The sequence below is a fragment of the Streptomyces alkaliterrae genome (assembly GCF_007097205.2).
Classification (GTDB): domain Bacteria; phylum Actinomycetota; class Actinomycetes; order Streptomycetales; family Streptomycetaceae; genus Streptomyces; species Streptomyces alkaliterrae.
This window is the reverse complement of the sequence record NZ_VJYK02000054.1, coordinates 1-23,327: the sequence shown is the minus strand read 5'-3', so window position 1 is coordinate 23,327 and position 23,327 is coordinate 1. Positions and strand designations below refer to the sequence as shown.

25 protein-coding genes, 1 pseudogene and 1 riboswitch are annotated in these 23,327 nt (G+C 72.0%); of the genes and pseudogenes, 14 read left to right on the top strand and 12 right to left on the bottom strand.

Annotated elements, in window-relative coordinates:
* The 3 genes from FNX44_RS07595 to FNX44_RS07585 all read left to right on the top strand — a co-directional run.
* A partial coding sequence (locus tag FNX44_RS07595; RefSeq protein WP_143647213.1) for a sensor histidine kinase occupies positions 1-446 on the top strand: 446 nt, incomplete at its 5' end.
* A complete protein-coding gene (locus FNX44_RS07590; RefSeq protein WP_143647212.1) occupies positions 443-1,123 on the top strand; it encodes a response regulator in 681 nt (226 codons plus the stop codon). The genes FNX44_RS07595 and FNX44_RS07590, both read left to right, overlap by 4 nt.
* 54 nt (positions 1,124-1,177) lie before the next feature.
* The gene (locus FNX44_RS07585; protein ID WP_143647211.1) at positions 1,178-2,176 is read left to right on the top strand and encodes an ATP-dependent 6-phosphofructokinase; all 999 of its coding nucleotides are present in this window, start codon (positions 1,178-1,180) and stop codon (positions 2,174-2,176) included.
* Between the two features lie 66 nt (positions 2,177-2,242).
* Here the strand turns inward: FNX44_RS07585 and FNX44_RS07580 are convergent, their stop codons facing one another.
* Positions 2,243-4,222, bottom strand: coding sequence for an anthranilate synthase family protein (locus tag FNX44_RS07580; protein ID WP_143647210.1), 1,980 nt, complete (start codon positions 4,220-4,222; stop codon positions 2,243-2,245).
* A 349-nt stretch (positions 4,223-4,571) separates the two neighbouring features.
* Between FNX44_RS07580 and FNX44_RS07575 the strand changes: the two genes are divergently transcribed.
* Positions 4,572-5,921, top strand: a complete 1,350-nt coding sequence (locus FNX44_RS07575; protein WP_143647209.1) for a class II 3-deoxy-7-phosphoheptulonate synthase — start codon at positions 4,572-4,574, stop codon at positions 5,919-5,921.
* A gap of 309 nt (positions 5,922-6,230) precedes the next feature.
* On the opposite strand, the gene FNX44_RS07570 is transcribed toward FNX44_RS07575, so the two are convergent.
* Both FNX44_RS07570 and FNX44_RS29655 read right to left on the bottom strand, forming a co-directional pair.
* A complete protein-coding gene (locus FNX44_RS07570) occupies positions 6,231-7,220 on the bottom strand; it encodes a transcriptional regulator (RefSeq protein WP_323369113.1) in 990 nt (329 codons plus the stop codon).
* Positions 7,221-7,307: 87 nt separating this feature from the next.
* Positions 7,308-7,538 (bottom strand): annotated as a pseudogene (locus FNX44_RS29655) (helix-turn-helix domain-containing protein); the annotation flags it as partial.
* A gap of 196 nt (positions 7,539-7,734) precedes the next feature.
* On the opposite strand from FNX44_RS29655, the gene FNX44_RS07565 reads away from it, so the two are divergent.
* Together FNX44_RS07565 and FNX44_RS07560 are read left to right on the top strand one after the other, a co-directional pair.
* Complete coding sequence (locus tag FNX44_RS07565) at positions 7,735-8,175, top strand: UCP032817 domain-containing protein (protein ID WP_143647207.1); 441 nt, start codon at positions 7,735-7,737, stop codon at positions 8,173-8,175.
* A gap of 122 nt (positions 8,176-8,297) precedes the next feature.
* A complete protein-coding gene (locus FNX44_RS07560) occupies positions 8,298-8,972 on the top strand; it encodes a class I SAM-dependent methyltransferase (protein ID WP_143647206.1) in 675 nt (224 codons plus the stop codon).
* Positions 8,973-9,048: 76 nt separating this feature from the next.
* Here the strand turns inward: FNX44_RS07560 and FNX44_RS07555 are convergent, their stop codons facing one another.
* Positions 9,049-9,537 carry an SAM-dependent methyltransferase gene (locus tag FNX44_RS07555; RefSeq protein ID WP_143647205.1) on the bottom strand — a complete coding sequence of 163 codons (489 nt, stop codon included), beginning with the start codon at positions 9,535-9,537 and terminating at the stop codon, positions 9,049-9,051.
* Between the two features lie 18 nt (positions 9,538-9,555).
* Positions 9,556-10,938, bottom strand: a complete 1,383-nt coding sequence (locus FNX44_RS07550; RefSeq protein WP_143647204.1) for an NsdA family TPR-like regulatory protein — start codon at positions 10,936-10,938, stop codon at positions 9,556-9,558.
* A gap of 165 nt (positions 10,939-11,103) precedes the next feature.
* Between FNX44_RS07550 and FNX44_RS07545 the strand changes: the two genes are divergently transcribed.
* From FNX44_RS07545 to FNX44_RS28830, 4 genes are all read left to right on the top strand, one after another.
* Positions 11,104-11,301 carry a hypothetical protein gene (locus tag FNX44_RS07545; RefSeq protein ID WP_143647203.1) on the top strand — a complete coding sequence of 66 codons (198 nt, stop codon included), beginning with the start codon at positions 11,104-11,106 and terminating at the stop codon, positions 11,299-11,301.
* The gene (locus FNX44_RS07540; protein WP_143647202.1) at positions 11,298-11,666 is read left to right on the top strand and encodes a DUF6415 family natural product biosynthesis protein; all 369 of its coding nucleotides are present in this window, start codon (positions 11,298-11,300) and stop codon (positions 11,664-11,666) included. The genes FNX44_RS07545 and FNX44_RS07540 overlap by 4 nt, the downstream gene beginning before the upstream one ends.
* 43 nt (positions 11,667-11,709) lie before the next feature.
* A complete protein-coding gene (locus tag FNX44_RS07535) occupies positions 11,710-12,648 on the top strand; it encodes an XRE family transcriptional regulator (protein ID WP_181356313.1) in 939 nt (312 codons plus the stop codon).
* A gap of 131 nt (positions 12,649-12,779) precedes the next feature.
* Entirely contained in the window at positions 12,780-13,109 is a 330-nt protein-coding gene (locus FNX44_RS28830; RefSeq protein ID WP_323369110.1) for a (2Fe-2S)-binding protein, read from the top strand.
* A 12-nt stretch (positions 13,110-13,121) separates the two neighbouring features.
* Here the strand turns inward: FNX44_RS28830 and bfr are convergent, their stop codons facing one another.
* Positions 13,122-13,601: a bacterioferritin gene (gene bfr, locus FNX44_RS07525; protein ID WP_143647201.1), complete on the bottom strand. Its 480-nt coding sequence runs from the start codon at positions 13,599-13,601 to the stop codon at positions 13,122-13,124.
* Between the two features lie 197 nt (positions 13,602-13,798).
* Between bfr and FNX44_RS07520 the strand changes: the two genes are divergently transcribed.
* Positions 13,799-14,422 (top strand): sulfite oxidase-like oxidoreductase, encoded by a 624-nt coding sequence (locus tag FNX44_RS07520; protein WP_143647200.1) that lies wholly within the window; start codon positions 13,799-13,801, stop codon positions 14,420-14,422.
* 18 nt (positions 14,423-14,440) lie between these two features.
* Here the strand turns inward: FNX44_RS07520 and FNX44_RS07515 are convergent, their stop codons facing one another.
* From FNX44_RS07515 to thiO, 6 genes are all read right to left on the bottom strand, one after another.
* A complete protein-coding gene (locus FNX44_RS07515; RefSeq protein WP_143647199.1) occupies positions 14,441-15,367 on the bottom strand; it encodes a deoxyribonuclease IV in 927 nt (308 codons plus the stop codon).
* A 100-nt stretch (positions 15,368-15,467) separates the two neighbouring features.
* Complete coding sequence (locus FNX44_RS07510; protein ID WP_143647198.1) at positions 15,468-16,310, bottom strand: transglycosylase SLT domain-containing protein; 843 nt, start codon at positions 16,308-16,310, stop codon at positions 15,468-15,470.
* 343 nt (positions 16,311-16,653) lie between these two features.
* Positions 16,654-18,657, bottom strand: a complete 2,004-nt coding sequence (gene pknB, locus FNX44_RS07505) for a Stk1 family PASTA domain-containing Ser/Thr kinase (RefSeq protein WP_143647197.1) — start codon at positions 18,655-18,657, stop codon at positions 16,654-16,656.
* A 99-nt stretch (positions 18,658-18,756) separates the two neighbouring features.
* Positions 18,757-19,590, bottom strand: a complete 834-nt coding sequence (locus FNX44_RS07500) for a thiazole synthase (RefSeq protein WP_143647196.1) — start codon at positions 19,588-19,590, stop codon at positions 18,757-18,759.
* Positions 19,591-19,595: 5 nt separating this feature from the next.
* Positions 19,596-19,796: a sulfur carrier protein ThiS gene (thiS, locus tag FNX44_RS07495; protein ID WP_143647195.1), complete on the bottom strand. Its 201-nt coding sequence runs from the start codon at positions 19,794-19,796 to the stop codon at positions 19,596-19,598.
* Positions 19,793-20,995: a glycine oxidase ThiO gene (thiO, locus tag FNX44_RS07490; RefSeq protein WP_143647194.1), complete on the bottom strand. Its 1,203-nt coding sequence runs from the start codon at positions 20,993-20,995 to the stop codon at positions 19,793-19,795. The genes thiS and thiO overlap by 4 nt, the downstream gene beginning before the upstream one ends.
* Positions 20,990-21,101, bottom strand: a riboswitch (TPP riboswitch). Its footprint overlaps the gene before it by 6 nt.
* Positions 21,102-21,165: 64 nt before the next feature.
* Here thiO and FNX44_RS07485 point away from each other — a divergent pair.
* The 3 genes from FNX44_RS07485 to FNX44_RS07475 form a co-directional block, all read left to right on the top strand.
* Entirely contained in the window at positions 21,166-22,425 is a 1,260-nt protein-coding gene (locus FNX44_RS07485) for an NAD(P)/FAD-dependent oxidoreductase (RefSeq protein WP_143647193.1), read from the top strand.
* Positions 22,426-22,455: 30 nt separating this feature from the next.
* Entirely contained in the window at positions 22,456-22,821 is a 366-nt protein-coding gene (locus FNX44_RS07480; protein WP_143647192.1) for an Rv2175c family DNA-binding protein, read from the top strand.
* Between the two features lie 72 nt (positions 22,822-22,893).
* The coding region (locus FNX44_RS07475; protein ID WP_143647191.1) for a thiamine phosphate synthase at positions 22,894-23,327 on the top strand (434 nt) is incomplete at its 3' end.

Sequence of the window (23,327 nt, the reverse complement as noted above, 5' to 3'; positions counted from 1 at the left end):
TCCCCGTCCCCACCTCCGCCGCCGTCCGGGACGCGGCCGAGCGGACCGCCGACCCCGAAACCCCCTGCGATCTGGGCGAGTTGCTTGCCGCGCGGGCCGGGGCACGGGTCAGCTTCAGCGGTCCCGGCACCCCGGTGGTCGTACCGGGCGCGGTCGCGCGTTCGCTGGACGCGGCGGTGGCCGCCGCGCTGGACAACGTACGGAAGCACGCGGGTGCGGACGCCCGCGCCTGGATCCTGCTGGAGGACGAGCCGGAGGCGGTGTGGGTCACCGTCCGCGACGACGGCCCCGGCATCGCGCCCGGCCGGCTGGCCGCCGCCGAGTCGGAGGGCCGGATGGGCGTCTCGCTGTCGATCCGGGGACGGCTGCGGGAACTGGGCGGCACCGCCGAGTACGTGTCGATTCCCGGGCAGGGAACGGAAGTGGAGCTGAGGGTACCGAGATGAACGAGGTGGACGGCGTGCCGACGGCGGTACGGGTGATGGTCGTCGACGACCATCCGATGTGGCGGGACGCGGTCGCCCGCGACCTGGCGGCGGCCGGCTTCGAGGTCGTGGCCACGGCGGAGGACGGCCCGCAGGCGGTACGCCGGGCCCGGGCCGCCGAACCCGACGTGCTGGTACTCGACCTCAACCTGCCCGGGCTGCCCGGTGTCGAGGTCTGCCGCCAGGTCGTCGGCACCGGGGGCGGCCCCCGGGTGCTTGTGCTGTCCGCCAGCGGCGAGCACGCCGACGTGCTGGAGGCGGTGAAAAGCGGCGCCACCGGGTACCTGCTCAAGTCGGCGGGCGCCGAGGAACTGATCGACGCCGTCCGGCGGACGGCCGTCGGCGACGCGGTGTTCACCCCCGGCCTGGCCGGACTGGTACTCGGCGAGTACCGCCGACTGGCCGCCGAGGACGGACGCCGCACCGAGGCGGAGTCCGAGGCGCCGCGCCTGACCGACCGGGAGACCGAGGTGCTGCGCCTGGTCGCCAAGGGCCTGTCGTACAAGCAGATCGCGGAGCGCCTGGTGATCTCGCACCGCACCGTGCAGAACCATGTGCAGAACACGCTGGGCAAACTCCAGTTGCACAACCGCGTGGAACTGGTGCGGTACGCCATAGAGCGCGGGCTGGACGGCTGACCGGAGGCCGGACCGGTCCCGCCCGACACGTCGACCACCCAGGAGGAGACGAACATGCGGATCGGAGTGCTCACCGGCGGCAGCGACTGCCCCGGACTGAACGCCGCCCTACGGGCGATCGTCCGCAAGGGCGTGCAGGAGCACGGGGACACCTTCACCGGCTTCCTGGACGGCTGGGCCGGCGTGCTCGACGACCGGACGGTCCCGCTGGACATCCCGGCCGTGCGCGGCACGCTGCCGCGCGGCGGCACCATCCTCGGCTCCTCCCGCACCGACCCGCTCGCCGGTACCGGCGGCGCGGGCCGGGTGAAGGCCGCGCTGGCCGCACACGAACTGGACGCGCTGATCGTGCTCGGCGGCGTCAACACCCTCACGGCGGCGGCCCGGCTGGTCGACGAGGAGGGCCTGCCCTGCGTCGGCGTGCCCAAGACCATCGACAACGACATCCAGGGCACCGACTACACCATCGGCTTCGACACCGCCGTCACCGTCGCTACCGAGACCATCGACCGGCTGCACACCACCGCCGAGTCCCACAAGCGGGTGCTCGTGGTGGAGGTCATGGGCCGGTGCAGCGGCTGGATCGCGATCCACGCCGGACTCGCCGGCGGCGCCAACTGCGTACTGATCCCGGAGCGGCCCTTCGACCTCGACCGGGTCTGCGAGTACGTCGAGTCCCGCTTCCGGGCCAGCTACGCGCCGATCGTGGTGGTCTCCGACAGCGCGGTCCCGGCGAAGGGCGAGGTCGACCTGAAAGGGCTGTCCGGCGTCGGCGAGTGGCTGGGCCGGGAGATCGAGCGCCGGACGGGACACGAGGCGCGCACCACGGTCCTCGGCCACATCCAGCGCGGCGGCACCCCCACCCCGAACGACCGCTGGCTCGCCACCCGCTTCGGACTCCACGCCGTGGACGCCGTACACGACGGGGACTGGGGCGCGATGGTCGCGCTGCACGGCACCGACATCGTGCGGGTGCCGCTGCGGGAGGCCGTCTCCGGCACGCGCACGGTCGACGCCGCGCGCTACGCGGAGAACGAGATCTTCTTCGGCTGAACCGGCCTGACGGCTCCGGGCGGCCGGTGTCCCCCCGACCGCCCGAGCCGTCCTGTGTGCGACTGGTCAGACGGTGAGCGCCGCGCCGTGCAGCAGCTCTGCGAGCTGCCGCGCGCCGCCGGGGCTGAGCACGGACTCAGGGTGGAACTGCGTGCCGGCCACCCCCGGCCCGCGCAGCGCGTACACCTCACCGCTGGTGCCGTCCCGGCCCAGCTCCACCCCGCGTGCCGCGAGGGCGGCGGCCGCGGAGTCGTCGCAGCGCGCGACGAACGAGCTGTAGAAGCCGACCGTCTCCCGTCGCCCGAAGTAGTCGATCTCCATCTGGGCGCCCTGACGCGGCCGTTCGGTGCGGACCAACTCCAGGCCGAGTTCCGCCGCGATCAGCTCGTGGCCGAGGCAGACGCCGAGCAGCCCGTACCGGTGCTCGGCCAGCAGCCGACCGGTGAGCCGCCGCAGCCGACGCATCTTGGGGTCGTCCCCGCAGGTGGGGTCGCCGGGGCCCGGCCCCAGCACCACCGGGCCCGGATGCGCGAGCACCACGTTCTCAAGGTCGGGGCTGTCGTGGCGCAGCACGGTCACCTCGGGGCCGGTGGACCGCAGCAGATGGGCGAGCATCGCGGTGAACGTGTCCTCGCCGTCCACCACCAGCACCTCGGGCCGTGTCGCGCCGTCGACCGGCGGGGTGGGCGCGGGCAGACCGTCCCGCAGTTGCAGCCAGAACGGCGAGAGCCGGGAACGACGCTCGGCGAGCGCCGCCACCACCCGGGGGTCCTCCGCCAGCCGCCGCTCGGGCCGCCCGTCCCGCGCACCGGCCGGGCGGCCCGGGCGCACGCCGAGCGCGGCCAGCACCCCGGCCGCCTTGGCATGCGTCTCGGCGACCTCGGCCGCCGGGTCCGAGCCGCGCACCAGCGTGGCACCCACCCCGACCCGCAGCCGCCCGTCGGAGGCGTTGATCTCGGCGGTCCTGATGACGATGGGGGAGTCCAGGGTGACCGCGCCGCCCGCGTCCCGGCCGAAGAGGGCGAGCGCGCCTGAGTAGTAGCCGCGCCCGGTCCGCTCATGGCGGCGGATCACCCGGCAGGCGTTCTCCAGCGGGCTGCCGGTGACGGTCGCGGCGAACATCGTGCGGCGCAGCACCTCGCGCGGATCGAGGGTGCTGCGGCCCCGCAGCTCGTACTCGGTGTGCGCGAGGTGTGCCATCTCCTTGAGCCGTGGGCCGACGACCACACCGCCCCGGTCGCCGACCGCGCACATCATCTTCAGCTCCTCGTCCACCACCATGGACAGCTCCTCGGTCTCCTTCCGGTCGGCGAGGAAGTCCAGCAGCGCCTCGACGGTCGGGCCGCCGGGCGGATAGCGATGGGTGCCGCTGATCGGGTTCATGACGACCGTGCCGCCGGTCATCCGCACGTGCGCCTCGGGGCTGGCACCGACCAGCGTGCGGTCGCCGGTGTGTACGACGAACGTCCAGTAGGCGCCGCGCTCCTGCGCCAGCAGACGGCGGAAGAGAGCCAGCGCGTCGCGCGGGGTGTAGCCGTCGATGACGCCGTGGAACGTGCGCCGGACGACGAAGTTCGCGCCCTCGCCGGTGGCGATCTCCTCGTCGACGACCCGCCGCACGACCGACTCGTACTCCGCGTCGGACAGGTCGAAGCCCTCCTCCCGGACGTCGACCCGGTGGTCCGGCAGCACGGCCGTGAGATCCGCGAGCGGCAGTTCGTGACGGCTGTGCGGCAGCAGCACGCTCAACGGGGTGCCGTCGTCGTGCGCGGTCAGACCCTGCTCGCGGATCTGCCGGAACGGGACAAGCGCGAGCGCGCCCAGCGGTCCGTCCACGGGGATCTCGGCCAGCCGCTCGACGTCCCTGACCGTGCCGACCAGCAGCTCGGCCGTGCTCTCGTCGCGGCCGGGCGCGCGCCGGTGCAGCAGGGCGAACGGCGGCGCGTCCGGCTCGCCGAGCCGCCGGAGTGCGGCGGCGGCGTCGTGGTCGGCGGGGTCGTGGTCGGTGTCCTGGGCCGGGTCGGCCGGGCTGTGGTGCGGTGGCATGGGGCTGCTTCCCTTCGGATGACAACCGTCGAAGGGGGGCCGCAACACGCCGAAGGCCGCCCCTTCGGGCGGCCTCGTGGTGGACTCTCGCGGATACGCGCAGGTCAGTGGGCCGCCGGGAGGGCGGGCCACAGCCAGGTGGTGTGCTGACGGAGAGTGCGCTGCGCGATCACGCCGTCACCATACCCGGCCGACGAGGCCCGGGCGACGGTGTTCCACGGTACGGACGCCGGGTGTGTCGCGGCGGCCGCCCTTCCGCCGGGGGGATCGGAACCGGTCACCGGGACGTGCCGTCTCAGCAATCGGTCGCCTGCCGGGGGACGCCGGCGGACGGCGTAACCTTGGGCACGTGACCGTGAACGCCAAAACCGACGCCAGTGTCCACACCTGGCGAGACCTGCCCGCGGCGCAGCAGCCTGACTACCCGGACTCGAAGGCCCTGCGCGACGTCGTAGCCGAGCTCGAGTCCTATCCGCCGCTGGTGTTCGCCGGCGAGTGCGACCAGCTCAGGGAGCGCATGGCGGCCGTCGCGCGCGGTGAGGCGTTCCTGCTCCAGGGCGGCGACTGCGCCGAGGCGTTCGACGCCGTGTCGGCCGAGCACATCCGCAACAAGCTGAAGACGCTGCTCCAGATGGGCGCCGTCCTCACCTACGCCGGTTCGGTGCCGGTCGTGAAGGTCGGCCGCATCGCCGGCCAGTACAGCAAGCCGCGCTCCAAGCCGACCGAGACCCGGGACGGCGTCACCCTGCCGACGTACCGCGGCGACTCCGTCAACGGCTTCGAGTTCACCCCCGAGGCCCGCAACCCGGACCCGCAGCGGCTGAAGCGCATGTACCAGGCGTCGGCGTCCACGCTGAACCTGGTCCGCGCCTTCACCACCGGCGGCTACGCCGACCTGCGCCAGGTGCACGCCTGGAACCAGGACTTCGTGAAGAACTCGCCCTCCGGGCAGCGCTACGAGGCGCTGGCCCGGGAGATCGACCGGGCGCTGAACTTCATGAACGCCTGCGGAGTGGACCCGGAGGAGTTCAAGACCGTCGAGTTCTTCTCCTCCCACGAGGCGCTGCTGCTCGACTACGAGGGCGCGCTGACCCGCACCGACTCCCGCAGCGGCAAGCTCTACGACGTCTCCGGCCACATGGTCTGGGTCGGCGAGCGCACCCGGCAGCTCGACGGCGCGCACATCGAGTTCGTCTCCCGCATCGAGAATCCGGTGGGCGTCAAGCTCGGCCCGACCACCACGCCCGAAGAGGCGCTGACCCTCATCGACCGCATCGACCCGGACCGCACCCCGGGCCGGCTCACCTTCATCACCCGGATGGGCGCCGACAAGATCCGCGACCGGCTCCCCACCCTGGTGGAGAAGGTCGCCGCCTCCGGCGCCCAGGTGGCCTGGGTCTGCGACCCGATGCACGGCAACACCTTCGAGGCGGCCTCCGGCCACAAGACCCGCCGCTTCGACGACGTGCTCGACGAGGTCAAGGGCTTCTTCGAGGTCCACAAGTCGCTCGGCACCCACCCGGGCGGCATCCACGTGGAGCTGACCGGTGACGACGTCACCGAGTGCGTCGGCGGCGGCGACGAGATCTTCGTCGACGACCTCCACCAGCGCTACGAGACCGCGTGCGACCCCCGCCTCAACCGCAGCCAGTCCCTGGACCTGGCCTTCCTGGTCGCCGAGATGTACCGCCACCAGTAGGCCTACCGGCCCGCAAGGGCCGACACACCGCACGACGCCACTGGGCGCGGATCGGATCCCCGATCCGCGCCCAGTGGCGCGCCGTCTACTGCTTGCCACGCCCCGTGCCCTCCTACGTGACGACCACGCGCCGCCGACGCGGCCACCCTGCTGCGCTCGCTCGCCAAGAGCCCCCACTACCTGATGCGCTACGCCGCCCGCGCCCAACAGCAGAGCCGCAACCGTGACCGCGCCGGCCGCTAACTGCCATGCACCAGGTCGGATGAGACGTCGAGGATGGCTGAGGGCGTTGACTCGCTGGGGATGGTTCTACTTCGTTGGTGGCCTTGTGGGGTGCAGTACTGCTCGGGCCAGTTCACGTACCTCGGTGAGCTGGTGGTGCTTGTCGTTGAGGTGCGTCACAAGGCTGCGGATCGCGGGGCGGTCTCGGACCTCTGTCGGCGCGGCGCGGTAGGCGTCCAGGAGAGATTGTGCCGTTTGGCGGGGCTTTCCCCATTGCCACCAGGCTCGGGCGAGGTCAGTGTGCAGTCTTCCTCGTCGTTCTGCTGTGGGGAACTGCCGTGGGTGTAGGCGCTCGCCGACATGAAGGGCGGCTCCGGCGTCTCCCAGAGCCCAGTGAACGCTGACCTCGTAGAGGCTGACCGAGGCGGGGGTGATCGAGAACAGCCGGCCGGCGGGCGCTTGCGTGGGCAGTCGGCGAGCGGCGTTGGCCGCTTCCTGGATCATCGCGACCGCCTCGTGGCGGTGTCCTGAGCGCGCGGCGGTGTAGGAGGTGGTGCAGAGCATTTGTGCGTAGGCGGCTGCTTGTGCGTCGGTGGTAAGTCCTGTCTTCTCCACTTGCGCCGCTGCGGCGAGAATGAGGCGGTGGGCTGCCTCGGGCTTGTCCTGATGGCGTAGGACAATGCTGAGTTCGCGGGCTGCGGCGGCGGTTGTCAGCGGTGATCCTGAGAGATCGGCGTAGGTCGCGGCGCGGTCGGCGGCGAGGCGCGCGTGCTCGTATTTGCCGATCTTTACGAGAACCTGTGCTGTCAGGGTGTAGCAGGCGGACAGGCGGGCGTGTGAGGTGTCTGTGCGTCCTGCGGCCTGGGCGTGGGCTGAGGCAAGGAGATCGGGGATGAGCGCGAGAAGTTGGTTGTGGTTGCCTCTGTCGAAATGAGTTCGGGCAGCGGCCAGTCGGGTGTCGAGGGGGATGGGTGAGCCGGCCGGTGCGGGCATTTCGGCGAGGGCGGTGTCCACTCCGGCCAGGAGGTGGGCGGGGGCTGCGAGCCCTGCAGCTGTGAGCAGGGTGCGGCGTCGCATGGGGTCCTCCTGAGCCTGGTATGGACCGGATGCCGTAACTCTAGTGGTTCTGGGGGGCGTCAGGCCGAGCGCCTCGCTTAGAACTGTGGGTGGGACGCCAACCGTTTGTGCGGCCGTTCGTAGGAGGGCGAGGTCAGTGACCGTTGCTCGGGCTTCGAGGCGGGAGACCGTGGAGGCTGAGCAGCCGATCCGCATCCCCAGGTCCTGTTGGCGCCATCCTCGGGCACGACGTGCCATCTTGATTAAGCCGCCGGCGTGTCGGTGTTGGATGAGGGTTTGCGCCTTGTCGCTGCTCCACAGCAGGTCGGTCGTGCGCATGACGCCTCCCAGGGCCAGGGGCTGAGGCCCTTTCACGGTAGAACGCGCCGGCGAAACGCGTCGAGGACATGTGCAGCTTCTGCAAACGCTGTGCACGGGAGGCAAGTTGATAGCATCTCGGCGCTGAGCTGCGCTGAAGTGGCGTTACGGCCAGCCGCACCGGCGGCTGACGGACAACGCGATCATGGAGGTCAGCATGGCGACGGCAATCGAAGCACGCGTTCGTGACCCCCGGGACTATGTCGCGCCGGAGGTGTGGGACCGGGAGGTCGCTCTCCTCATGCGTGATTATCCGTTCGACGAGGTGATGGCCACGCGGCTCTTCCACGCGGCTGTCTCCTACCTGATCACGGCCATCGAGAAGTGGGGCCAGGGCCTGGAGATGTGCTGCGGTCGGATCGTCGACATCGCCGTCCACGTCTTCATCCTGGACACCGCGAACTACCGCAACTTCTGCGCTCAGCACTTCGGCGGACGCTTCCTGGAGCACATCCCCGAGATCGAGTTCAAGCACGACGGCTCCGTGGAGCGGACAGCGCAGATCATCGCGGACAACGGCTTCGAGGTGGACTGGAAGCTGTGGGAGGCCGACTACGCGAAGTGCGGGCCCTGCCGACCGGGCAGTAACTGTCACTGAGCGACGAGGCGCTGTGGGGTACCCGTAGGCGTGAACGTGGGAAGTTCACGCCTACAAGGAGGGCGAGGGGGCTAGGTTGTCGATCCGTTGGACAACCGCCTCCCCCGCCCTTCGAGGACCCCATGCCACAGACGTCTCACGCTTCACTCTTCTGGGATCGCTACAAGCCCGACAAGATCAGAGACTGTCCCGCGCCCGAGGTGGTGGGTTTCGAGTGGACTCAGTACGAGGGGCATGGGCCCGGGACGGAGCTACTGGGGAACCCAGTTACTGCCTTGGAGCTGGGGCCGGGCGAGGGCCGGGAAGCTGCGTACCTGGCTCGGCGGCAGGGTGTGCACGTGACCGCCCTGGACCTGTCACGTGTCCAGGTGGAGCGTGCTCGGCGGTGGTGGGCAGGCGAGCCGGGCCTTGACTTCGTCCATGGAGAGGCGTGCGCCTACCTGGCTGAGACGGAACTGACCTTCGACGTGATCTACTCGATCTGGGGGGCGGTGTGGTTCACCGATCCGGAGGAGTTGTTCCCCTTGGTGTTTGATCGGCTTCGTCCCGGCGGCGCGTTCGTGTTCTCGCACGGGGAGGTTCGGGGTGAGTTGTATGGTCGTCAGCCTATGTACGGGAAAGGCCCTGATGGTAGGGGGATGACCGTTGATCGGTGGTGTTATCCGCCGGAGGTCTGGGCTGACCTCTTGAAGCGCAACGGGTTCGCGGTCGTTGACGCGACTTGTCTTGCGGCGCCGGTGGAGGGGTTGGGGACATTGATCGTGCGGGCGCAGCGTGAGGTTGAGGTCAGCCGGTGATGACGTGGGCCGACACACCGCACGACGCCGCAGGGCGCGGATCGGATCCCCGATCCGCGCCCTGCGCCGCGTCTGGCTACTCCTCGCCGGGCGCGTAGTAGTCGCCCAGCATCTCCCCGACCCACCCGGGCTGCCGCACCTCGCCACGCGGCCCCATCTCGGCGAACCACGGCTTCACCTCCAGCACCGGGGTGCCGTCGACGGCGTCCAGCCCCTCGACGTGAAGGTCGAGCCCGTCGACCTTCACCAGGCGGCAGCGCGAGACCCCGAGCCAGTTCAGCCGCCGCATGTTGCGATGCCCGAACACTCCGACCTCCGGCCAGTCGGGGTTGTCGCGCGGCCGCCGCGCTCCGAGGTTGAGGTCGGCCGGGTCGGTGAGGTGGAAACGGAACACGACCTCCAGATGCGAGAACTCCTCCAGGCCCTTTGTGGCGTCGGAGGTGAACCGGCCGTCGTCGAGCTGGATGATCGCCTGGGTCCCGCCCCAGTAGTCGTCGGTCGGCTCAACCCGCCCACCGATCACACGTCCCAACGCCTCGACTTCGAACCTCTCACGGTCTGTCATTCAGGTCCCCTTCAGGGATCAGGCCGTAGCGGCGAGATACGCTGCGGCTCGGGTGTCTACGTCGGTGACAGCTCGGATCCCACGCTGCCGAAGCGACGAGAGCGCGGCGCGCATCTCGACAGCGGCCTGTCGCGTCCGGGCCGAGCGAACGCCGGTCATCGCGTCGAGGCCGGCAGACCATGTGGAGCATGCCTCCTCGACGCGGTGCTGGCGGGCCTGGACGCTGCCGAGGTAGCCGAGGGTCACAGCGTGGGTGCGGGTGAAGGTGGTGGCCTTGCGGGTGCGCACAGAACGCTGGAGCTGCTGTTCGGCTGCGGAGAGGTCTCCTGTGTCGCGTAGGGCCAGGCCGGTCTGATGGGCAAGAGAAGCTTCCTGGAAGAAGAAGACGCGTCCCGGCTCGCCGTCACCGTGCCGGGCTGCGGCCAAGTCGTCCTCGGCACGAAGAAGCGCCCGGACAGCGGCATTCTTCTGCCCGGTGGAAGCCAGGCCGCGGGCGTGGACGACGCCAAGGAGGGCCCTCTCTCGCGGGCTTGCCTCCGCGTAGCGCTTGCCTTCCACCGACGCGGAGGCGAGGTCGAGGGCGGCTTTCGGGTGGCCGAGGTCGTTCGCCTGGTGGGCCATGGCGCGGAGGATGTGGGCGGCCATGGGGGAGTCGTCTGCTTCGGCAGCGAGCTTCACCGCCACGGTGAAGTGCTTCTGGGCAGTCGCGTGTTCGCCGTTGTCGAAGGCCATCCATCCCGAGAGGTACGCGAGTTCGGCGGCAGTCGAGAACATGCCCCGCCGAACGCGGTCGTCGGAGAAGGTGCCGTTCAGGTAGCTGGAGACCTCGGTGGTGAGATATCGGACGACGGCGGTGCGGGCGTGTCCTCCACCGTGGCGCTGGTCCATGGTGGAGAAGAGACCGGCCATGTCGCGTGCGGCGTCGAGATCGCCCTGGCCGGCAAGTACGCGGCCTGACCGCCGTGTTCTGCCGTGATCGGCCATGTGCGTCCACCATGAGCTGCCGGGCAGGGTGAGGGCGGCCAGTGAGTAGGCCGCAGTCCCCATGGCCTGCCTGCGGTCTATGTCCATGGTGTCGATCCTCCCCAGATCGGCCAGGGCGCTCAGCGTATCCGTGCGCCAGTCCAGCAGCTCGGGGTCGGGCTCGGGTAGACCGATTTCCCGAAGGGTGACTACGCGGCCGAGGCGCCGCGACAGTGCTTCGGCGAGGTGCCTCCCAGCGTTGCCGGACGGCTGCACGCCGTACCGGACCCAGTGAGTGACGGTGGACTTGTTGGTCTGGACGGTCTCGCCGTTCTCCCAAGCGACCCGTCGCACGGCATGGGCTAACGCGGCGTTGGTCAGGCCGGTTTCCGCGATGACCTGCGCCAGCGCGGTGTTGGGCTCGCGATCCGGTGCCATGGCGTCCCCTCTTAAACCGCGTAAACCGCTGTGAGTGCCCAACACCGTACTCCTCGTGACCACCTGCCAGTTGACTGGTCGTAATCGTGAGAAGCCGGGACCAGTGACAAGCACTCCCCTTCTCTTCCCAGCCCGGCGGCGCCGCCACACTCCCTGGAGACCACGATGACCGATCGCGAAAGCACTCCCGACCGTCCCGAACTCCCGTTGCGGGTCCCAGGAGCCGGTCTGCACCCGGAGCAGCCCTCCGCCGAACTGCTCGCCCGCGCCGCCCACGGCTGGGGCCTCTTCCTCTCCCGTTGCGCCGACGCCGACGCCGAGCGCGACGGCCGGGGCGGCTCGGCAGAGGAGTGCGACCGGTGACCGGGGCGCCCGAGAACCCGCCGCCCACGTGGCACGACATGGGACGCGACGTGGACCTGGCGCTCGCGCTCGCGCAGGGCCGGCCGACCGGCCCCGCTGCCGACGAGGTCCGCCGACGGCTGCGCTCCTACCTCACACTGCTGGCCGACCCGGCGGAGGCACACGCGCGCAGCCTCGCGGACAGCCACGCGCGGGACCTCGCGAGCGCCACGGTCGACCACGCCCGTGCCCTCCTACGCGACGACCACAGCGCCGCCGACCCGGCCGCCCTGCTGCGCTCGCTCGCCAAGAGCACCCGCTACCTGATGCGCTACGCCGCCCGCGGCCACCAGCAGAGCCGCAACCGTGACCATGCCGGCCGCTAGGGTGGCTGCGCACGTCCTGTTCAGCGAAGAGGAGGACGACCCGATGCGACGCCGAGAACTCCTGGCGACCCTGACCGCAGCCACCACCGGCGCGGTCGTCGGTTCGCCGTCCGCCGCCCGCGCGGCGGAGCCCACCCCGTCCGCCCTCGCTGCGGCGGTGCGCGCGTCTCGGACTGAGTTCAGCGCCTGCCGTTACGACACCCTCTCCCGGGCCCTTCCGGCGCGGATCGCCCTCGCTGAGGCGTTCGGCTCCGAGGGGAGCCCTGAGCAGGCGGCGACCGCCGTCGCCAGGCTGTACAGCATCGCGACGCGGCTGTGCATCAAGCTCGGCGAGGACGGGCTGGCTCCCGTCACCGCCGGTCGGGCTCTCAGCGCGGCCCTCGGTGGCGCGGACGCCGTCACCGTGGCCGGGGCCCACCGCATGGTGTCCTCCACCTGGCGCCGCCGGGGCGACTACGCCCGGGCCACAGATATTGCGGTCACGGCAGCGCAGGAGTTGGGCGCCGGCCGGACCGTCGACATCGCCGAACGGCTCTCCGCGCAGGCCAACCTTTACGCCACCGCCGCGTACACCGCGGCGAAGCAGGGCGACCGGAACACCGCGCGGGGCCTCGTCTCCGAGGCTGCGGCGATCGCCGGTCGGCTCGGTCATGACGGGCCCGGTCAGGTGGCCCTGCACCAGGTCTCGGTGAGCTACCTGCTCGGCGACGTGGGGGAGGCCATCGAGCACGCCCGGCGTGTTGATCCCGCTGGTCTGCCCAGCGCGGAGCGGCGGGCTCGGTACTGGATCGACGTGGCGCGGGCCTTCGAGCAGTGGGGGAAGCCGGACCGTTGCTACCGGGCGCTGCTCGCCGCCGAGCAGGCGGCGCAGGAGGAGGTTCGGAGGGGGCCTGTTCGCGTCATGGCCGGAGGCCTGATGCGGCACGATCGTGTGCTGCCCGGGGTGCGGGCGTTCGCCCGTCGTGTCGGGGCGCTCGGATGACGGAGCGCCGCTGGAGATGATCTGGGGCGCGGATCACAGGGATCCGCGCCCCGAGGTCGCGACTACCCCCTGGTGGGCGAGGGTAAGGTTAGGTTAACCTCAGCCTCAGTCCCCAGTGGAGGTGAAACCGCGTGTACGTATGCTCCTGCTTCGGCGTGACCGAGCAGCAGGTCCGTGACCACGCGGCGGCCGGGGCCTGCACGCCTCGGCAGATAGCCTCCGCGTGCAAGGCGGGGACGGACTGCGGTTCCTGCGTGCGCCGCATCCAGGGCCTGCTCGGCAGGGGCTGCGGGCGACGCGAGCAGAGCGTGCCGGAGACCGCCGCCGCTCTGCTTCCGGACGCCGCTGAGCAGTCGCCCGCCCGCACGGGCGGCCTGGTGCCGGCCGTGACGGTGCCGACCATGGGTGGGTCGGTCGCACGCGGCGAGGCCGCGCCGGTGAGCGCTGCCGCCGCCGCCTGACGGCGGGGCCTCTCAGCTGCTCGGCTGCTCGATCAGCTGGGCGATGTACAGCGGCTCGCCGAGCTTCTCCACCAGTTCCAGCTGGGTGTCGAGGTAGTCGATGTGGTGTTCCTCGTCGGCCAGGATGTCCTCGAAGATGTTCGCCGAGGTGATGTCGCCCTTGGCGCGCATGACCTCGATGCCGCGCTTGAGGCGGTCGATGGCCTCGACCTCGATCTGGCGGTCGGCCTGGAACATCTCCGTCACGGTCTGCCCGACCCGCACGTGGAACAGCCGCTGGTAGTTGGGCAGGGCGTCGAGGAAGAGGATGCGGTCGGTCAGCACCTCCGCGTGCTTCATCTCGTCGAACGACTCGGCCCTGGTGTACTTCGCCAGCTTCGTCCAGCCGTTGTTCTCCTGCATCTTGGCGTGCAGGAAGTACTGGTTGATCGCCGTGAGTTCGGCGGTCAGCTGCTCGTTGAGGAATTCGATGACCTCGGGGTCGCCCTGCATATCTGCGGGCTCCTTCCGGAACGCTCGGGAGGTTACTGTGCGCCGCATCTTCGCACTGAGACGTGGATCACGTCCAGTAAGACCAGGCTTACCGAATTTGCCCATCTTTTGCGGTGATTCGTCCCGTATACGGGTTGTGCCCCGCCCGGTGTCCGGCGTGGTGCGGAGCACCCCGCGAGGTCTGTCACCATGGATTCATGGGTCATCCGGGCAGTGAGGGGACAGGGCACGCGCAGCTACCGCCGGGTCAGCGGCGGCAGCGGGGATGGCCGGTCACCCACTACGGGCCGGTGCCCCGGTTCCGTCCGGACCGCTGGGAGTTCCGCGTCTTCGGCGCCACCGCCGACGGTGACAAGCACTGCTGGACCCACGAGGAGTTCAGCGCCCTCCCGTACGAGACGGTCACCGCCGACCTGCACTGTGTGACGAAGTTCAGCATGCTGGACGTCGAGTGGGGCGGCGTGCCCGCCCGTACCGTGCTGGAGCTGGCCCCGCCGGCGCCGGAGGCCACGCACGTCATGGTCTGGGCCGAGTACGGCTTCAGCTCCAACCTGAGGATGTCGGACTTCGACAGCGGGAGCACCCTCTTCGCCACGCATCGCGCGGGTGAGCTGCTGACCGCCGAGCACGGGTTCCCCGTCCGGCTGGTCGTGCCGCACCTTTACGCCTGGAAGGGGCCGAAGTGGGTGCGCGGCGTGGAGTACATGACCGCCGACCGGCGCGGCTTCTGGGAGGAGCGCGGCTACCACAACGTCGGCGACCCCTGGCGTGAGCAGCGCTACTCCTACCAGGAGGAGCCCGGCGAGGGCCCGGAGCTCTGAGCCTCCGTCCCGGGAGGTTCAGCCCGGGTGCGCCGACTCGCGCAGCCGCTTGAGGTGCAGGACGTCCCCGTGGTGGCCTTCGGGGCCGCCCGGCGTCTCGATGACCAGCGGCACGCCCGCCGTCTCCGGGTGCCGGAAGAGGTCCGCGAACGGCTCCGCGCCGATGTGGCCGGCACCGATGTTGGCGTGCCGGTCCTTGCGCGCGCCCGCGACGTCCTTGGAGTCGTTCGCGTGGATCAGCTTCAGCCGGCCGCCGCCGGTGACGGAGACCAGCTCGTCGAGCAGCAGCTTGGTGCCGCCGGGGGCCGCCAGGTCGTGTCCGGCGGCGAAGACGTGGCAGGTGTCCAGGCAGACGCCCAGCCTGGGGTGGTGGTCGAGGGCGTCGAAGTACGGGCCCAGGTCCGCGACGAGCGAGCAGAGCGAGGAGCCCTGGCCGGCCGTCGGCTCCAGCAGCAGCCACGGGTCGTCGTCGTGGGTCAGCTCGTCCAGCAGCGGGAGGACCAGTTCCCGGACCTGCGCCAGGGCGACCTCGCGGGTGCGGCCGCCGGTCGCCGATCCGGTGTGCACGACCACGCCCGCCGCGCCGATCGCGCGGCCGCGCCGCAGCGAGTGCCGCATGGAGACGACAGAGCGCGCGGCCGTCTCCGGGGAGTGCGAACCGAAGTTGATCAGGTAGGGCGCGTGGACGAAGGCCGGTAGGCGCCTCGCGGCGCACTCGGCCCGGAAGGCCTCGTCCTGGCGGGGGTCGCCGGGCGGGGTGGCCCAGCCGCGCGGGTTGGCCACGAAGACCTGGACGGTCTCGGCCTCCAGCGTGGCGGCGTAGGACAGGCCGGTGGCGGCCAGGCCGCCGGCGACCGGCACGTGGCCGCCCACGGGATTGCGTCGGACGGCGGGATCGGCCGGGTCGGCGGCGGGATCGGCCGGGTCGGTAGGCGAGGGACTCACGGCTCCAAGGGTGCCAGGCGCCGGCACCGGCCGGCGGAGCAGGTCCGCCGGCCGGCGCCGTGAGAGGGCCCGGCCGCGCCGGGCGTGTGCGCCGGGTCGGTCAGTAGGCGCTGAAGACGTTGTCGATCGAGCCGTAGCGGTCGGCCGCGTAGTTGCAGGCGGCGACGATGTTGGCGACCGGGTCGTACTGGCTCTTCTTGGTGCCCGCCACGTGGTAGTGGTCGAACGTCGGCTTGATCACCTGGAGCAGGCCGATGGACGGCACGCCGTTGCGGGCGTTGATGTCCCAGTCGTTGATCGCGTTCGGGTCACCGCTGGACTCGCGGATGATGTTGCGGTGGATGCCGTTGTACGAGCCGGGGATGTTGTTGGCCTTCATGATGTCCATGGCCTCGCGGATCCACCCGTCCAGGTTGTTCGGGTAGCTGCGCGCCACGGAACGGCTGGCGGCCTTCTGGTTGCGCTCGGCGGCGGCCTTGCGTTCGGCGTCCGCCTTGCGGGCCGCCTCGACCTTGCGCGTGGCCTCGGCCTTGCGTGCGGCCTCGGCCTTGCGGGCCGCCTCCGCCTTGCGCGCCTGCTCGGCCTTGCGGGCCTCCTCGGCCTTCTGGCCGAGCTGCGTCTTGCGGGCTGCCTCCGCCTTGGCGGCGGCGACGGCCTTGGCGGCCTCGGCCTTCTCGGCGGCCTCCTTCTCCGTGGAGGCGCGCTTCTCGGCCTCGGCCAGCTGGCGACCGAGGTCGCTCTGCTGCTCGGGTATGCCGGCGGGCAGCAGGACCGGCGCGGCGGGCTCGGCGACGGCCCGGACCTGAGTGGTTTCCGTCGTGCTGTCCGGGGTAAGGCTCATCGCGAGGCTCGCGACACCGGCGGCCGCCGCGACACCGATCGCGGTGAACTTCTGGGTCTTGGTGACGGCGAGGCGCTGGCGGGGAATCTTGAACTCGGGCATGGCGAAGTGGACCTCTCACAAGTGCTCGGGGTCGCTGGGCCGGGCGGCGGTGAACGCCGATGGTGGATCCACGGCGCCGTGCGACGACGAGAATTGTTAGCGGCCGGAAATTCGCGTGGCAAAGGTGTGACGTACTACGCCCGCTAGTGGGAACTCGTCCGGAATCACCCGGTCTGCCAACGGGAAGAACCGGACAGACGCCACTAATCCCGCTCGTAGGTGATGTGCGCCCTATGCCCGGGATCACAACCGGGGTGCCCTGGCCTCACGATGCGACGTTGCGGCAGCACTCACTGTCAGCGGGTGCCGCCGCCCGTCGGGAACCGCCTCCGGCGGTCGGGTGTCAGCGCACCCAGATGGTGATGGAGGAACCCTTCGCGGCCTGCTCGCCGCCGTCCACGGACTGGCTGAAGACCGACCCGGTGAAGAAGATGCGCCGCACGGTGACGTCGAGGCCGGCGGCCTTCAGCAGCCTGACCGCCTCGTCCTCGTCCTTGCCGACGACGTCGGGGACGGTCACCATCTCCGGGCCCTTGGAGAGCGTCAGCGTCACGGTGTCGCCGCGCGCGCCCGTGGCGCCCGCGTCCGGCGACTGCCGGGCCACCTCGCCCGGCTTCTGCTCGGAGTGCACCCGCGCGGCTGCCACCTTCACCTTGAAACCGGTGCCGGTCAGCGTCTCGCGTGCCTTCTCCTCCGGCAGCCCGGTGACCGTCGGCACCTCCAGCCGCTCGCCCTTGGAGACCACCAGGGAGATCGCCCGCCCGGGCCGCAGCTCGCTGCCGGCCTTCGGCTCGGTGGAGACGACGGCGCCGCGCGCCACCTCGTCGTCGAATGCCCGACTGACCGTCGCCGGGACCAGCCCGGCGGCCCGCAGCCGCTTGCGCGCCTCGGCCAGCGGCAGATCGCGCACCTTCGGCACCTTCACCAGCTCGGGGCCCTTGGAGACGGTGATGGTGACCGTCGCGTTGCCGCGCACCCGGTCGCCGGGTCCGGGGTCGCTGGCCATCACCAGACCCCGGTCGATGGTGGTGCTGAACTCGTGGGTGACCCGCACCCGCAGCCCGGCCTCCGTCAGCGTGCGCTCGGCGTCCGCCTGCGACAGCCGCAGCACGCTCGGCGTCTGGGTGAACTGACCGGAGTTGATGTACCAGACGCCGGTGCCGATGCCGAGCACCAGCAGTGCCGCGCCGACCAGCGCCAGCAGCCGGCGCCGCCCCTCCAGCAGGGCGCGCGGCCCGCGCGGCCGGGACGGCGGCGGATCGGCGGGCAGCGGCGGCAGCACACTGGTGTGCTCCGCCCGCGCCTCCGGCAGCGGCCGCCGGATCACCTCGGTGACCCCGTCGTCCGCGCCCTTTGTCATCTTCACCCCGCGCCTGGTCGGCTCGGAGTCGGGGTCGGGCGTCGAGTCGGAGGCGGAGTGGGGCTCGGCGTCCGGGGTGGCGACGGGTGTCGTGTCGTCGGCGTCCTCGCCGTTCGGCGGCTCGGCGTCCAGCTCCGCCTCGGTCAGCTTCGCGCGGGCGGAGCGCAGCTCGTGCAGCAGCTCGACGGCGTCCGCCGGCCTACGGGCCGGGTCGCGGTCGGTGGCGCGCGCCACGAGCCCGTCCAGCGCGAGGGCCAGCCCCGGCACCCGGGACGACGGCGGCGGCACCGGCCGGTTGAGATGGGAGTAGAGGATCTGTGCGGGGGTGCTGCCGGTGTGCGGCTTGGCGCCGGTCAGCGCCTCGAACAGCATCACGCCGCAGGCGTAGACGTCCACCGGGGTGCCGGCGCTGCCGTCCTCGATCTGCTCGGGCGCCAGGTAGGAGACGGTGCCCATGACGGACGTCGTCGACGCCGCCGTCTGCGCGTCCACCGCGCGGGCCAGCCCGAAGTCGGCGACCTTCACCCGGCCGTCGTCGCCGATGAGCACGTTCTCCGGCTTGACGTCCCGGTGCACAAGACCGGCCCGGTGCGCGGCGCCGAGCGCGGCCAGCACCGGCTCCAGCACGTCGAGGGCGGCCCGGGGGCTCAGTGCGCCGCGCCGCCCCAGCAGGTCACGCAGGGTGCAGCCCTCGATGTACTCCATCGCGAGGTAGACGTAGGTGCCGTCGGTGCCCTGGTCGAACACCCCGACGACGTTCGGGTGCGCCAGTCGGGCGACCGACTTGGCCTCCCGGATGAAGCGCTCGACGAACGCGGCGTCGGCGGCGAGTGAGGGATGCATGACCTTGAGCGCGACCACCCGGTCGAGCCTGGTGTCCATGGCCCGGTACACCGTGGCCATGCCGCCCACGGCGATCCGCGCCGCCACGCGGTACCGGCCGTCGAGCGTCTGGCCGACCAGAGGGTCCTGAAGGGTCGCATCCACAGCAGCAGAGTGTACGAGCCGGTAGGGCCGCCGACTCCGGGCAGGGCGCCCGCGAGCGCTCACTGAAGCACAACGGTGACACGCCGGGGACACCCCCGCTCAGGAGAAGGCGGGCCGCTCCGGGTCGAGGTGGGCCACGCCCTCCACCGGAGAGGACGCCTGCGCGAAGTGCCGGCGGGGGATGCGACCGGCGAGCGCCGCCAGCCGGCCGGCCTCCACCGCGTGCCGCATCGCACGCGCCATCAGCACCGGCTCCTGGGCCCGGGTCACCGCCGAGGCGAGCATCACCGCCGCGCAACCCAGCTCCATCGCCTGCGCCACGTCCGAGGCGGTACCCGCACCCGCGTCGAGGATCACCGGGACGCCGGCCCGCTCGGTGATCAACTGGAAGTTGTGCGGGTTGCGGATGCCCAGCCCCGAGCCGATGGGCGAGCCCAGCGGCATGACGGCCGCACAGCCGACGTCCTCCAGCTTCCGTGCCAGAACGGGGTCGTCGTTGGTGTAGGGGAGGACGGTGAAGCCGTCGTCGACAAGTGTCTCGGCGGCGTCCAGCGTCTCGACCGGGTCCGGCAGCAGGGTGCGTTCGTCGGCGATGACCTCCAGCTTGACCAGGTCCGTGCCCAGCGCCTCGCGGGCCAGCCGGGCGGTGAGTACCGCCTCACCGGCGGTGTAGCAGCCGGCGGTGTTGGGCAGCACCGCGATGTCCAGCTCGGTCAGCACCGACAGCACCGAGCCCCGCACCCCGGGGTCGAGCCGCCGCATGGCCACGGTTGTGAGCTCGGTGCCTGAGGCATCCAGTGCCCGCCGCAGGACCTCCAGGCTCGGTGCGCCGCCCGTGCCCATGATCAGCCGGGAGTCGAAGCGGTGCCCGCCGAGCACCAGCGGTTCGGCGGCGCTCGCCGTTGCGGTGGACTCAGCCGTCTCAGCCGTCATGGTGCTCAGCCTCCCTGTACGGCGGTGAGGACCTCGACCCGGTCCCCGTCGCTCAGTGCCGTGCTCGCCCACGCGCTGCGCGGGACGACGCTCTCGTTCACGGCGGCGGCGACCCCGCTGGTCGCCGCCGTGAGACCGGCGACCAGTTCCGCGAGGGACGTGCCCTCCCGCGCCGGCCGCTCCTCGCCGTTCACCCGGATCCTCATACCGTCTCCTCCTCCCTGCTGACGGCCCCGAAACCGACGGCCCCGGCCCGGTCGCCGCCCGCGAACCGCAGCGGGGTGAACGGCGCCGCCACCGGCGGCAGTTCGCCGTCCACCAGGGCCGCGGCCAGGGCGTCGCCGGTCACCGGAGCCAGCAGCACTCCGTTGCGGTGGTGGCCGGTGGCCAGCAGCAGGCCCGGCAGGGCGGTGGCGCCCAGCATCGGCGCGTTGTCCGGGGAGCAGGGCCGCAGCCCCGCGCACGTCTCCACCAGCGGCAGCTCGGTGATGCCCGGCACCAGCTCGTGCGCGTCGCGCAGCAGCTCGTAGACGCCGCCGGCGGTCACCGTGGTGTCCCAGCCCAGCTCCTCGCTGGTGGCGCCGACGACCAACTCCCCGCTCTCCCGCGGCACGAGGTACAGGGCGCCGCCGCGCACCACCGCGCGGACAGTACGGGACAGGAAGCGCCCGTACGCCGCACCGCTGGGCATCCGCAGCCGCAGCACCTGGCCCTTCACCGGCCGTACCGAGGGCACCACCTCCGGCGGCAGGCCCGCCAACCGGCCGCTCTCACTCCCGCCGGCCAGCACCACCTGGTCGGCGGCCAGTTCCCGCCTGTCCGCCAGGACCACGCCCGTCGCCCGTCCGCCGCCCGTCCGCAGGCGTTCGGCGCGGACGCGGACGAACTCCACCCCGGCGCGTTCGGCGGCCCGCAGCAGCGCGTCCACCAGCAGCCTCGGATCGACCTGGTGGTCGCCGTCCACCCGCAGCCCGCCGCGCACCCCGGGTGCCAGCATCGGCTCCAGGCGGCGGCACTCGCGGCCGGTCAGCCACTGCGAGTCGAGTCCGCAGCGGTGCTGGAGGGCGTGCAGTTCCCGCAGGTGCGCCCGGTCGTCGGCGTCCAGCGCCACGGCGAGCGTGCCGCAGGCCCGGTAGCCGATGACGGTCGGGTCGGCCTCCCGGCCGCTCGCCTCGGCGAGTTCGGCGGCGAAGGCCGGATAGCGGCGGGCGGACTCCAGGTTCAGCGAGAGCAGCGTCTCCTCGCCGTAGTGCAGTTCGGTGACGGCGGCCAGCATTCCCGCCGCCACCCGGGCGGCGCCCCGGCCAGGTTCCGGGTCCACCACCCGGACCCGTACTCCTCGCTGGGCGGCCCGCCAGGCCGTCACCAGCCCGATGACACCGCCACCGATCACGCAGACACGCATGGGGTCGGCTCCTCCCTTCGCCGGAATGACCCGGATCAGGTTCCTACGGTCGGAGGCCGCCAGCCTCCCTCTCAGCCCGGTCCGCCGGGCTCCCGCGAGTGCATTGCGCCCCACCCTACTCGCCGCGGGGCCGCGTCGGCGGTGGGGGCGGCAGAGCCTATGGTGACGGTGTGACCCCTCAGAGTGCTCAGACAGCAGAACCGCACGCGCTGATCGTCGGCGCCGGCCTGGCCGGGGTGCAGACGGCGGTACAGCTGCGTGAGGCCGGCTGGACCGGCCGCGTCACCGTCGTCGGCGCGGAGGCGCACCCGCCCTACGACCGCCCGCCGCTGTCCAAGGCCGTGCTCACCGGAAAGGCGGAAGGCTCCACCTTCGAGGTGGACTTCGCCGCGCTGGAGGTGGAGATCCACCTCGGCCGGGAGGTCACGGCGCTGCGCCCGGACCGCCGGGTCGTCGAGACCGACGCGGGCGAGGTGCCGTACGACCGGCTGGTGATCGCGACCGGCTCCGAGCCGCTGCTGCTGCCCGGCTCCGAGGGGGTGCCCGGCGTCCATCTGCTGCGGACCCTGGACGACGCGCGGGCGCTGCGGCCGGTACTGGCCGAGGCCCGGCCGGTCGTGGCGGTCGGCGCCGGGTGGATCGGCGCCGAGTTCACCACCGCGGCCCGGGAGACCGGCTGCCCGGTGACGGTCGTCGAGGCCGGCGGGCAGCCGCTGGCCGGAGCGCTGCCGGCCGACGTGGCGGCGCCGATGCGGCAGTGGTACGCCGAGGCCGGTGCCGAACTGCGCACCGGGGTCGCGGTGACCGCCGTCCGACCGGGCGAGGTGGAGCTGGCCGACGGCACGGTCCTGCCGGCGGACGCCGTGGTGGTCGGCATCGGCTCGCGACCGGCGACGGGCTGGCTCGCCGGCTCCGGCGTGGAACTGGGGGAGGACGGCGCCGTCCTCGTCGACGAGTGGCTGCGCACCTCGGTGCCCGACGTCTACGCGGTCGGCGACTGCGCCTCCTTCCCGTCCCGCCGCTACGGCCGGCGGCTGCTGGTGCACCACTGGGACAACGCGCTCCAGGGGCCGCGCTCCGTCGCGCTCGGCCTGGTCGGCGGGGACAGCGGCCAGGCCGTGGACAGCGCGGTGGAGCCCTACGACCCCGTCCCCTACTTCTGGTCGGAGCAGTTCGGGCGCTTTGTGCAGTTCGCCGGCCAGCCGGGCGAGGGCGAGGAACTGCTGTGGCGGGGCGATCCGGGCGGCGCGTCCTGGTCGGTGTGCTGGCTGCGGGAGGGGCGGCTGACCGCGCTGCTGGCCGTGGGCCGCCCGCGCGATCTGGCGCAGGGCCGCCGGCTGATCGAACGCGGCGCGGGCCTGGACCGGCGGCTGGCCGAGGACCCCGCCGTACCGCTGAAGAAGGCCGCTTCGGCGGCGGGAAGTGTGTGATTGTCGGTCACTGGTGGCAGGCTTGGACTCGTGACCGAGATCGACACGAAGACAGATGCACTGGTTCCCGCCTGGCTCAACGTCCCCGAGGTGGCGGAGCGGCTGGGGGTCGAGGTGACCCGGGTCCGCCAGCTGATCAGGGAGGGGCAGCTGATCGCCGTCCGCCGGGGCGAGAACCGGGTACTGATGGTGCCGGCCGACTTCATCGGCGACGGCCGCGTCGTCAAGGGCCTGTCGGGGACGCTCACGCTGCTGCGTGACGACGGCTTCACCGACGAGGAGATGCTGGAGTGGCTGTTCACCCCCGACGACACCCTGCCCGGCACCCCCGCGCAGGCGTTGCGGGAGAATCGCGGCACCGAGGTCAAGCGGCGCGCCCAGGCGCTGGCCGTCTGACCGCCACCGAACCGTAGACGTCCGGGCCCCGCCACGGGGAGGCGGCCCGGGCGTCCCGTCCAGGAGGGGCCCATGTCCCACGTGTCCTCGGCCGCGGCCGCACTCGCCGACGCCCGGCTGTACCTGTGCACCGACGCCCGGCGCGACCGCGGCGACCTGCCCGAGTTCCTGGACGCCGTGCTCGCCGGCGGAGTGGACGTCGTCCAGCTCCGCGACAAGGGCATGGAGGCCGCCGAGGAGCTGGACCACCTGGCCGTGTTCGCCGATGCCTGCCGCCGGCACGGCCGGCTGCTGTCGGTCAACGACCGCGCCGACGTGGCGCACGCGGCCGGTGCCGACGTGCTCCACCTCGGCCAGGGCGACCTTCCGGTGCCCGCCGCCCGCGCGATCCTCGGCCCGACCCCGGACGACATCCTGATCGGCCGGTCCACCCACGCGGAGGCCGAGGTCGACGCCGCCCTCGCCGACCCGGGCGTCGACTACTTCTGCACCGGCCCCTGCTGGCC